This window comes from Bartonella sp. AP7XZML (assembly GCF_042195745.1).
GTDB lineage: Bacteria > Pseudomonadota > Alphaproteobacteria > Rhizobiales > Rhizobiaceae > Bartonella.
The window spans coordinates 36,184-47,399 of record NZ_JBHIOT010000128.1; the positions used below are offsets into that span (position 1 = coordinate 36,184).

Here is an 11,216-nt window from a genome sequence, read left to right on the forward strand (position 1 = left end):
AAACCAATCAAAATCTTGCATCACATAAACTTGTAAAAATGTTCAGAACAAAGGCTCTCATGCATTGTATTCCAAGATATTTGTGAGTTCAAAAAATGAAACGAAAAATAACTTTTGTTATGGTCCTAACAATCGCTCTTACTGGTTGTGCCTCTTTGAGTGGCCCTAAAAAACCACCACGCTGTAATGGCAAACATACACGCGCTTTAAATAAAGATAAGTGGAATTGGGACAATAAAAACATTGTCTACCCAGAAAAGAGCGTAAAGCCTGTTACCACTCCCATCATTCTCAATACTTTGGAAAGTGAAAAAGTAACAGCCAATTCAGCTTTATTAAAGCCGGTTATTCATGAAGCACGATCTGATAAAACTGTGGAGGTTATGCGTGAAAAGTGATGCCCTTGAAGAATATATAAAAGAAGCGCGCTCATTTGACATTGATCGCATGCATAGCATGCGCGTGCGGATGAAAATCTCCATGGCTTTAACAGTGCTTTTTGGATTGATGACAATTGCGCTGGCTTTAGCTGTCGCAGCTTTGACACCTTTGAAAACGGTAGAGCCTTTTGTTATCCGCGTTGATAACTCAACAGGCATTATTGATACTATAAGCGCCCTAAAAGAATCCCCTAACGACTATGATGAAGCGATAACGCGTTATTTTGCCAGCCAATATGTTCGCGCTCGTGAAGGTTTTCAAGCATCAGAAGCAGAAAACAATTTTCGCTTAGTCTCTCTTTTATCTTCTCCAAAAGAACAAAACCGTTTTGCAAAATGGTACGCGGGCAATAATCCAGAAAGTCCGCAAAATATTTATCATAACATGATTGCTACGATCACAATCAAATCAATCTCTTTTATAAGTAAAGATCTTATCCAAGTTCGTTACTATAAAACGATCAGAGACTTGAATGAAAAAGAAAATATTTCCCATTGGATTTCAATCTTAAATTTTTCCTACGTGAACGCACACATTTCAACGTCTGATCGTCTTATCAACCCTCTTGGTTTTCAAGTATCGGAATATAGATCTGATCCAGAGGTGATAAAATGATCAGACTTTTACAAACAATCTCTTTAATTTTTACGATCACTGTCAGCTTTCACACAGCTCTCTCACTTGCGGAAACAGCGCCTGTCAGTGCACGTAAAGATAACCGCATCAGATTTGTCAATTATGACCCCTACAACGTCGTACAAATCATTGGCTCCATTCGCTCTTCGGTTCAACTAGAATTTGCCGTTGATGAAGAAGTAACCTATGTAGGAATTGGAAATTCGGTTGCTTGGCAAGTTGCACCGGCTGGACACTTTGTTTTTCTCAAACCACGTGAAGTCCAGCCTGTGACAAATTTACAAATTGTCACAAGCCGCCAAGATGGAACACAACGCTCTTATCAATTCGAGCTACAAGTCCGTGAAGGCGATGTTTCAGCCGGCAATGAGACGTATTTCTTGGTAAAGTTTCGTTATCCAGAAGATGAAGCCTTACGTAAGAAATTAGCCGAAGCAGAAAAAGAAAAACAACGTGAAGAAAACTTTGTCAATGATATTTTAAATATCCATGAAGATTTTGGACCACGCAATTGGGCTTATGAAGCTCAAGGCTCATCTCTTATTGAACCTGCTTCTGTCTATGATAATGGGAAAACAACAACCTTTACCTTTTTAGGCAACATTGAAATCCCTGCCATTTACATTGTATCGCCTGATGGGCAAGAAGCGCTTATTCCCAAATCGATTAAAGGCAACAAGGTTATTGTTCATGCAACAGCTGCACAATTCACGCTACGACGTGGGAATGAAGTATTGTGCATCTTTAACAAAAGGTTCGTACCAAAAGGAATTAATCCTGAAACAGGTACGACATCACCATCTGTACAACGTAAAGTGAACCTAGGAAGCAGCCATGAATAACACCGTGGATGAAAAAAGCATTAATGATCGCGATACAATAAAAAATGCTCAAGGGAAAAGTCAACAGAACAATGTGGGGAAAGCTATTGCTCTTATTATTCTTTTCAGTGTCTGTCTTTATTTAGCCTATTCAACACTTGTTACAGACAAAAAGCAACCAATTGAATCTTCAAAAGAAGGAAAAATTATAAAACAAACAGAGCTTTTTCGTCCTGCAAAGCCTACCCCTCCCCCCTTTGAACAGCCTCAACGAAATAACGCTCTATTACCAAAAGTCGAGCTACCAACACCAAACATCAATCAATTAAATTCTGATGACTCACTGCTGGAGGCAGCACAACGTGCTCCTGTATTAGCTTATGCAAGTACACAACAAGGCAAAATAGATGCACAAACAAATAATGGTGCTTTGCCTCACCAACTTGAAAGTAAACCTGATGAAACAACACAACGTTTTAATCATCTTCTCAAACCCACAGTGCTTGAAGGTATTCGTGCTTCAACCCTTGGTAATCGAAACTACATCATCGCGATGGGAACTTCTATTCCTTGTATTTTAGAAACAGCCATCAACAGTGATCAACAAGGTTTTGCCAGTTGTATCATCTCCAGAGATATCTTATCAGACAATGGTCGTGTTGTGCTTCTTGATAAAGGCACCCAAATTGTTGGTGAATATCGCGCCGGATTGAAAAAAGGCCAAACACGTCTCTTTGTACTATGGAATAGAGCCAAAACCCCCAATGGTATCATTATATCCTTAGCTTCACCGGCAACGGATGCTTTAGGGCGTTCTGGTATGGATGGAGATATTGATAACCATTGGCTTGAGAGGATTGGGTCTGCGCTTCTTGTCTCACTAATAAAAGATGCAACACACTATGCCAATAAACGTTTATCAAAAAAACAGGAAAAAGAAGAAACTGAAACAATCTCTTCAGGACAAAACATCGCAAACATTCTCGTAGAAAATTACGCTAATATTCCTCCAACATTATCCAAAAACCAAGGGGAAATGGTGAATATCTTTGTTGCCCGCGATTTAGATTTTTCCAGCGTTTATAAATTGAAAGTCATCGAAAACAAAAAACAGATTATCAATCGAGCTGTTTCAAGAAACTTTTACAAAAATTCGGCGGTAACTTTAGAATGAACTCAAACTTACATACCATGAGCGATGAAACCGTTGCGATTGTTCTCACAAAACTTGAACCCATCAGTGCTTTTTTGAAAGATGAGAGACTCTTTGAAATTGTTATCAATCGTCCCTATCAAGTCATGACTGAAGGATTTGATGGATGGAAAACAATAGAAGCACCGGGGCTCTCTTTTAATGAGCTTATGGGGATTGCGAAAGTTGTAGCATCCTATTCCAAGCAAAACATATCGGATAAAAACCCAATATTATCTGCAACGCTACCAGGCAATGAGCGTATTCAAATTGTCATTCCACCCGCTGTCGAAAAAGACACGATTAGTATGACAATTCGCAAACCGTCATCGCAGAGTTTTTCTCTCGAAGAGCTCGCCAAGAAAGGCCTCTTCTCGCTCTGTGAACAGGTCTCTTTCACACCCTTGAATGACTATCATTCTCGTTTTAACGAACTCAAAATCATCGAGCATAAATTAGCCAGTGCCTACTGTAATAAAGACTTTGTCTCTTTTTTAAATCAAGCTGTAGAATGCCAGAAAAATATTTTAATTGCGGGAAAAACCGGTTCGGGTAAAACAACATTATCAAAAGCATTAATCGCCAAAATCCCTCAAGAAGAGCGTATTATCACCATTGAAGACACACAAGAATTGGTGATACCACACCCTAACCATGTCTCAATGTTCTATTCAAAAGATGGACAAGGCTTAGCCTCCGTTGGCCCCAAAGAGTTACTTGAATCATCTTTACGGATGCGTCCTGATCGTATTCTTTTGCAAGAACTTCGAGATGGTACAGCCTTTTATTATATCCGCAATGTCAATTCAGGCCATCCAGGTTCCATTACGACGGTTCACGCATCAACAGCACTTGCAGCCTTTGAGCAGATGACCCTTTTGGTCAAAGAAAGTGAAGGCGGTGGTGATTTAGAGCGTGATGATATTCGAGGCCTGTTGATTTCAATGATTGATATCATCATCCAATGCAAACGGATTGAAGGAAAATTTAAGGTCACAGAAATTTATTACGATCCCTTCAAACAACGAAACATCTTTGGAGGTGACTAAAAGAAGATCACACCGGCTGCCAAAGGCTCTTTTAAAGCAACGATTGCAAATAAGAGAAAAAATGCATGAAAACCAACGAAACAGAAAATAGAGAAAATCTTTTATCGATGACAGAAGAAGAATTAAAAAAACGCCGTGAAGCCGTTGAAGCAGCCATCAGCACCCATGCGATAGAGGGAATAGCGCTTCATCCTACAACACTCAAAATTTTAGAAGAATACGCAAAGGGGAATATTTCACTCGAGGAATTTAACACTCTTATGGACAACGTAAAATTATAAGGAAGCTACAATGCCAAAAGCAAAAGCAAAGACAAAAAATATACAGACAGTTTCTCCCCATCATTATGTCTACCCAAACACCACAACACTCAAAAATAAATATGGAATAAAAGACTTAAAATCCTTTCTGGAGAAATGCTCACATGATACAGCAGAAGCAATGGTTAATCTGCGTGAAGCCCCCTTACCAGAAAAGTTGGATAGCTCCTATCTATGCTCTATTCATCACCACTTATTTAAAAATACCTTTGAATGGGCTGGATATCTGCGCCATCTCCCCTTTACATTTGAAGATGACACCATAGCCGCTATGCCCGAAATGAAAAGAACAGGATGGGAAAATCCTTTTGCACTCGGTGATGAAATCCAAGACGGTTTACAAAAATTAGATCAAACGCTTGCCGAAAAAGATAATTTGCAAGGCTTAACGCGTGAGAAATTTAACTCTGAAGCAATAAGCTTATTTAACTTCCTTCACCAACTCCATCCTTTTAGAGGAGGAAATGGACGCACACAACAGGTCTTTTTTGAAAAGCTTGCTCAAGCAGCAGGGCATCAGCTTGACTTTTCACTTGTTACAAAAGAACGCATGATGCTCGCCAGTGTTGCTGTAGCAGAAAATGGTGATCTAGAACCAATGCAACATCTGTTTGAAGATATCTCTAATCCCAATAAAATACTTCTTTTAAAGGAATTCATGAGCAACATGAAAGAACTTGGGCGCAATGTTAATGATCGTCCTGTTATGGTTGCAAAAGAAGGTGAAACTTACACGGGCACCTATAGGGGTGCTGGTTATGATAGCTTTGCTTTCAATGTAAAAGGCGCTTACATCATCGGCAATAAAGAACAACTCACACCAGAACAACTCAAAACATTAAAACCCGGTGATAGATTTACCTTTACCGTTCCCAAAACAAAAGAGCTTGAAAGCATTCTCATTCCAGAAGAGAGATTAGCCCCTTTGACAAAAAATGAAACGGCCCAAATGGTTGCAGAAGATTCTTGTGTCCACGCAAGCCTAAAACAGGTCCAGCTATTGTCAAAAATTGTTTATGGTAGTACAAAAACATTAGACAAACAGATGATAGAAATCATCAAAAATCCAAACTTAGGCCAACCGCTCGCCAACCAGATTGAAAGAGCACCGCACTCTATTTCTCATCTTGCCGGTTTCAGTTTATGTGGACTACAAAATCAGGCACGTGCAAACGCTAAAAATCATCTTGAGATGCTCTGTACTGCCGTTGCAAATTTCACGCATGCTGTAAAATATGCTGAAAAGGAAATTACGCAAGAACATGCAACAGAACAAAGTCGCCTTGCAAAAACAATAGAAATGCCAAGTCAAAGCTTGCAAGACCTCTTCGCCTTGCCAAAAGAATTACAACAAGAAGCTTTAGCAAAAAATCCTTTATGTCAAAAAGAGCTCAGCAACTTTGTAAAAAAGATCAACACCCGTCTCTCACCAAATGAACATAAAGCAGTCCAAAATAATGAGTATGAAACACTAGCTCAAAGCATTGGTGTATCAGAAAGTAAAGCTAGGCAAATTACAGAAATTATTAAGCAAACCAAAGAAGTACACCAGCAAGCACAAGTATGCACAATGCACCGTTCCAAAGCATTCGCTATGGCCTGCTAAGAATAGACAAAACCTTCCTCCTTAATGAGAAAGGCTCATAAGCGAAAACTGTTTGGCGTTATCTGCACCTTTGCAAAAAGAGATGAGAGTTCATATCACACACCTAGAAAAGAGCATTTCGCAACATATTCTGACAGAATTGAAAGTAAAATACAATGAAATATACCAAAACACAAATGGTACTCATTTTAACACCGATCGCTTTAGGTGCTTTAACGATATTCCTTGTCCCTCATTTTTTATTGTTTATAACAAATGGACTAAAAAGCGATCAAATTTATTGGACACTTCGTTCTGAGCCTTTATTAGTCTTAGCACTAACGGCTGCTGTTTCATTGTTGTATAGTCTCTCGCAAAAACTGCACCTGCGTAAAATGATCACTTTTGTCTCCGTTGTCTTTTTGGGAACAACCGCTCTTTACTATATTGGTGGTGAAATAAAACGTTTAAGTCCCTATGTTGGCCAACAAGGAATAACATGGGGCTATGCTCTTCAATTCATGGACCCCATGGTTGTTTTTGGCATCATCATTGGTGTTTTTTTTTCCATCATTCAATTCGTAACAACCCTTCCCCCTAAAAGTAAGGTCAAGCGTGCAAAAAAAGGTATTTTTGGTGAGGCCGCTTGGATGAATTTAAGAGAGGCAGCAAAAATCTTTCCTGCCAATGGGCAAATTGTTGTGGGTGAAAGATACCGTGTCGATCAAGATAATGTGTGCAACATTCCCTTTGCACCTGGCAATAAAACAACATGGGGAAAGGGTGGAACAGCCCCTTTGCTAACCTTTAATCTTGATTTTGGTTCAACTCATATGATCTTTTTTGCTGGTTCTGGTGGCTATAAAACAACAAGTACAGTAGTTCCTACGTGTTTAACCTATCCAGGGTCTATTATTTGTCTTGATCCTTCAACAGAAGTTGCCCCAATGGTCAAATTTGCGCGTCAAAAAATGGGAAATAGAAATGTCATTGTTCTCGATCCTAACTCATTGTTAACAAAAAACTTTAATGTCATCGATTGGCTTTTAGACGACAGCGTACCACGCACACAACGCGAAGCGAATATTGTAAGCTTTTCAAAGTTGCTTCTTACAGATAAAAAATCAGACAATTCTTCAGCGGAATATTTCTCAACACAAGCCCATAATCTATTAACAGCTCTTCTTGCTCATGTTGTATTTTCTGATGAATATGAAGACAGCGAGCGCAATTTAAAAACATTGCGTGGCATTCTCTCTCAATCAGAAACAGCTGTTGTTAATCAATTACGCATGATTCAAGAAACAACACCTTCTCCTTTTATTCGTGAAATGGTTGGTATTTTTACAGAAATGGCAGAGCAAACCTTTTCAGGGGTTTATACCACCGCCTCAAAAGACACCCAATGGCTTTCTTTATCCAATTATGCAGATCTTGTCTGCGGAGATGATTTTTTTTCCTCAGATATTACCAATGGCAATACAGATGTTTTTCTCAATCTCCCCGCAAGCATTTTAAACAGTTATCCTGCTATTGGACGTGTGATTATTGGCGCCTTTCTCAATGCCATGGTTACAGCAGACGGTAACTATAAAAAGCGTGTTTTATTTGTCTTAGATGAAGTTGATCTTTTAGGCTATATGAATATTTTAGAAGAAGCCCGCGACCGTGGACGTAAATACGGTACATCCTTGATGCTCTTCTATCAATCCTCTGGTCAGTTGGTCAACCACTTTGGAGAAGCAGGAGCACGTTCATGGTTTGAAAGTTGTTCCTTTGTCAGCTATGCTGCCATTAAAGATCTCCAAACTGCCAAAGACATTTCAGAACGCTGTGGTCAAATGACCGTTGAAGTAACCGGAACGAACAAATCAAGAGGCTTATCTTTAGGAAAGAGTTCATACAACGTCAACTACCAACAAAGAGCCCTGATTTTACCCCATGAGGTTATTCAAGAAATGCGTCAAGATGAACAAATTATTCTGATGCAAGGACAACCCCCTTTGCGATGTGGACGCGCCATCTATTTCAGAAGAAAAGAAATGTTAGCCGCAGCTGCAAAAAACCGCTTTGCTCCACAAAAGAAAAACTAAAAAACACCCTCTAATGGAGGCCATGCATCAAAACAAAAACATCAAAGGATAAAAGCAGAGATTCTATCTCATAAAAGCCTATAAAGAAGGAATTCCCGCTTGATACAACAAGAAAAATATGGGGAAAAGTCTTTAAATGATGGTATTATGCCTGTGCTTACCAATGCCAATTTTCTTTATAAAGCACTCTCCTCATCTCCAAATAATAAATACCAATCATATCTATGCCTTGAGAATCCTATCAGGAAACTTTTGAAGGCACCGCTTTTATAGGAAAATTTTTCTACAAAAAAATTAAAAGACAATATGCATGAAAACAACCCAAATGAACCATTCTCTCTCAGTAAAAGAAAAAAGTGCCAAGATAAAGATTGATACACTCAAAAACACCTACGAATTTGAGGGATTTTTTCCTCACCCAAGTCTCAACATCTCAAAACAATATGCGTGGGGGATTTTCAAACAAAAAGTTTAACACACTCTCATAGACAATGTAACATTATAAGGAATGTAACAATGCCCAAAGCAAAAGAAAAAACAAAAGGAATTCCCTCACCCCATAATTATATCTATCTTGGTACCCAAATTCTCAAAAATAGATATGGAGAAACAGATTTAAAACGCTTTCTGGAAAAATGCTCACATGATAGGCAAAAAGCCATGATCAATCTGCGTGCAGAACCCCTGCCAGAATATTTTAATTCAACTTATCTATGCCATATCCACCAACAATTGTTTAAAAATACCTTTGTATGGGCTGGACATCTGCGCCATATCCCCTTCGCATTTACAGACGATAGCATTGCCGCCATGCCAGAAATGAAAAGAATGGAATGGGGCAATAATTTTGCAACCGGTGAAGAAATCCCTGAACTCTTACAAAAATTAGATCAAACGCTTGCCGAAAAAGACAATTTGCAAGGCTTAACACGCGAAGAATTTGTCAAGGAAGCAACGAGTCTATTTTATTCTCTTCACAAAATCCACCCATTCATAGATGGCAATGAGCACACAGAACAAGTCTTTTTTGAAAATCTTGCCAAAGCTGCAGGACATCAGCTTGACTTTTCGCTTGTCACACAAAAACGTATGATGGCTGCCTGTAGCGAAGCAATGCAATATAGCAATACACAACTGTTGAAAGATCTTTTTGAGGATATCTCCAATCCCCCCAAAATACGTCTTTTAAAAGAATTTATGGACCACATAAACAATACGGGACGCAACGTGGATGATCGCCTTGTTATAGCAACAAAGGCAGGAGAAACCTATATAGGAACTTATAAAGGTTGTTATTCAGAGGGTTTTATACTCGATGTGCAAGGAACTTACATCATTGGTAGCAAAGATGATCTCACACCAGAACGATTAAAAACACTAAAACCTGGTGATATCATTACCTTTACCACCCCCAACAGCAAAGAGCTTGAAAACACGCTTATTCCAAAAGAAACATTAGCGCCTCTCACAAAAAGTGAATGTGCCAAAACAGTTGCGCTAGATAGTTACGTTCTCAAAGCTCAAAAGCAAGTCCGAGCTTACGCAAAAACTGTTTATGGTGACGCAAACGTATTAAACGAACAGATAGAAGAGATTATTAAAAATCCAGAATTAGGCAGACAGTTTGCTAATCAGATTAAACAGGCACCGCACTCTGTTTCTCCTCTTGCAGGTTTTAGTATATGCGGTCTACAAAATCCGGCACGTGTACACGCTCGAAATTATCTTGATGTGCTCTCTCTTGCAATTGAGAATTATGTGTATACTGTAGAAGCTACCTATAATATAGTCACTCGAGACCATAAAATTAAACAAGAACGCCTTGGAAAAGCGGTAGAGAATCCCAGTCAAAACTTGCAAATTATTTTTGCTTTATCACCGGAAAAACAAAGAGAAATCTTGTCTCAATCTCCTCAATTACACCAAGAGCTCCGTACTTTTATAAACAGTTTAGAACACCGTCTCTCATCAAACGAATGTAGTGCGATCACAAACAAAGATTATGAAACACTTGCACAAAGTATTGGTATATCAGAACAGAAAGCACGAGAAATTACCGACATTGTTCAAAAAGCAAGGAACACTCATAGCCAATTCTACACACGCACACAAAATCGTTCAAATACACTTGCTATGGCCAACTAAAAAATATGAAACTTTGTTTTTTTGATTTAAACACCTATGTGAAAGAGATATTTTAATATTCTTATCATACATGCAAAAAACAGACTACTTAAGCGCCCTACCACCAATTTTGCACATAGCATATACACCATATCCAAAGCAATTGGACAGGATAATTGTTAATTCCTTTTAAACGTCATGATTACTACCGCCGAAAGCTACAAAAGCCTATTTTATTTGTCTTAGATGGAGTCGATTTTCGTGGTTATATGAATATTTTAAAAAGAGCACTCATTTTACCCCACGAAGTTATTCGAGAAATGCGTCAAGATGAACAAATTATTCTGATGCAAGGCTCCCCTTCGCGATGTGGTTGCGCCATCTATTTCAGAAGGAAAGAAATGTTAGCCGCAGCTGCAAAAAACCGCTTTGCTCCACAAAAGAAAAACTAACTTCTTATTATGAGATCTTGACTATGAAAAGACCAACCACAAAAACAACATACATTTCTATTTTTTAAAAACCCGTTAACAAAAAGTTTTTGACCGCTTCTTCACACATAAGGAAAACATGATAAAAAATCCGTGTTTTTTCCTTTTTGTATTTTGTGTATCGTTTTACCAGTACCCATCGTCTTTACAAGAAAGTCCACCCCCCCCTCAAATCACCTATAATCAAACCAACATTTCCACTTGAGAACGTCCTGCAAATACATTCCTCCAAAGCTTTTTGTTTATAATTTATCCCCTACAAACAAGCAAAAACATTTCACAACGCTAATCACCAATATCAAGACTTAAGAAAAAAAACGGTTGATCTTTGAGACAACAACTCTCAAAACACCTACACTCAAGAACATCGATTTTTCCCAAAAAATATTTAAGATATACATCAAAATGAATAAATCATTCTTATACAAGCTTTTCCCCCTTTACGATATCATAAAGTGTTCTAT

Annotated in this window: 9 protein-coding genes and 1 pseudogene; all 10 read left to right on the forward strand. The window is 38.5% G+C overall.

Going from position 1 to position 11,216, the window contains the following annotated elements:
• The first annotated feature begins 95 nt into the window (after positions 1-95).
• Entirely contained in the window at positions 96-398 is a 303-nt protein-coding gene (locus tag ACFILT_RS09890) for a type IV secretion system protein VirB7 (protein ID WP_375610598.1), read from the forward strand.
• Positions 352-1,056, forward strand: a complete 705-nt coding sequence (locus tag ACFILT_RS09895; protein ID WP_375621533.1) for a virB8 family protein — start codon at positions 352-354, stop codon at positions 1,054-1,056. The genes ACFILT_RS09890 and ACFILT_RS09895 overlap by 47 nt, the downstream gene beginning before the upstream one ends.
• Positions 1,053-1,919 carry a P-type conjugative transfer protein VirB9 gene (gene virB9 / locus ACFILT_RS09900; protein ID WP_375612192.1) on the forward strand — a complete coding sequence of 289 codons (867 nt, stop codon included), beginning with the start codon at positions 1,053-1,055 and terminating at the stop codon, positions 1,917-1,919. Before ACFILT_RS09895 ends, virB9 begins: the two co-directional genes overlap by 4 nt.
• A complete protein-coding gene (gene virB10 / locus ACFILT_RS09905) occupies positions 1,912-3,072 on the forward strand; it encodes a type IV secretion system protein VirB10 (RefSeq protein WP_375680014.1) in 1,161 nt (386 codons plus the stop codon). The genes virB9 and virB10 overlap by 8 nt, the downstream gene beginning before the upstream one ends.
• Positions 3,069-4,139, forward strand: a complete 1,071-nt coding sequence (virB11, locus tag ACFILT_RS09910) for a P-type DNA transfer ATPase VirB11 (RefSeq protein ID WP_375678472.1) — start codon at positions 3,069-3,071, stop codon at positions 4,137-4,139. The genes virB10 and virB11 overlap by 4 nt, the downstream gene beginning before the upstream one ends.
• Positions 4,140-4,204: 65 nt before the next feature.
• Positions 4,205-4,420 (forward strand): antitoxin VbhA family protein, encoded by a 216-nt coding sequence (locus ACFILT_RS09915; protein ID WP_375610603.1) that lies wholly within the window; start codon positions 4,205-4,207, stop codon positions 4,418-4,420.
• 10 nt (positions 4,421-4,430) lie between these two features.
• The gene (locus tag ACFILT_RS09920) at positions 4,431-6,065 is read left to right on the forward strand and encodes a BID domain-containing T4SS effector (protein ID WP_375678473.1); all 1,635 of its coding nucleotides are present in this window, start codon (positions 4,431-4,433) and stop codon (positions 6,063-6,065) included.
• Positions 6,066-6,220: 155 nt separating this feature from the next.
• Positions 6,221-8,137 carry a Ti-type conjugative transfer system protein TraG gene (gene traG, locus ACFILT_RS09925; protein ID WP_375678474.1) on the forward strand — a complete coding sequence of 639 codons (1,917 nt, stop codon included), beginning with the start codon at positions 6,221-6,223 and terminating at the stop codon, positions 8,135-8,137.
• A gap of 516 nt (positions 8,138-8,653) precedes the next feature.
• Complete coding sequence (locus ACFILT_RS09930; RefSeq protein ID WP_375680015.1) at positions 8,654-10,282, forward strand: BID domain-containing T4SS effector; 1,629 nt, start codon at positions 8,654-8,656, stop codon at positions 10,280-10,282.
• Positions 10,283-10,530: 248 nt separating this feature from the next.
• Positions 10,531-10,713, forward strand: a pseudogene (locus ACFILT_RS09935) (type IV secretory system conjugative DNA transfer family protein); the annotation flags it as partial.
• Between the last annotated feature and the right edge of the window lie 503 nt (positions 10,714-11,216).

Bases quoted from the DNA above. Each gene is read 5' to 3' on its own strand.
- ACFILT_RS09890 (WP_375610598.1), top strand. From the start codon at position 96: ATGAAACGAAAAATAACTTTTGTTATGGTCCTAACAATCGCTCTTACT.
- ACFILT_RS09895 (WP_375621533.1), top strand. From the start codon at position 352: ATGAAGCACGATCTGATAAAACTGTGGAGGTTATGCGTGAAAAGTGAT.
- virB9 (WP_375612192.1), top strand. From the start codon at position 1,053: ATGATCAGACTTTTACAAACAATCTCTTTAATTTTTACGATCACTGTC.
- virB10 (WP_375680014.1), top strand. From the start codon at position 1,912: ATGAATAACACCGTGGATGAAAAAAGCATTAATGATCGCGATACAATA.
- virB11 (WP_375678472.1), top strand. From the start codon at position 3,069: ATGAACTCAAACTTACATACCATGAGCGATGAAACCGTTGCGATTGTT.
- ACFILT_RS09915 (WP_375610603.1), top strand. From the start codon at position 4,205: ATGAAAACCAACGAAACAGAAAATAGAGAAAATCTTTTATCGATGACA.
- ACFILT_RS09920 (WP_375678473.1), top strand. From the start codon at position 4,431: ATGCCAAAAGCAAAAGCAAAGACAAAAAATATACAGACAGTTTCTCCC.
- traG (WP_375678474.1), top strand. From the start codon at position 6,221: ATGAAATATACCAAAACACAAATGGTACTCATTTTAACACCGATCGCT.
- ACFILT_RS09930 (WP_375680015.1), top strand. From the start codon at position 8,654: ATGCCCAAAGCAAAAGAAAAAACAAAAGGAATTCCCTCACCCCATAAT.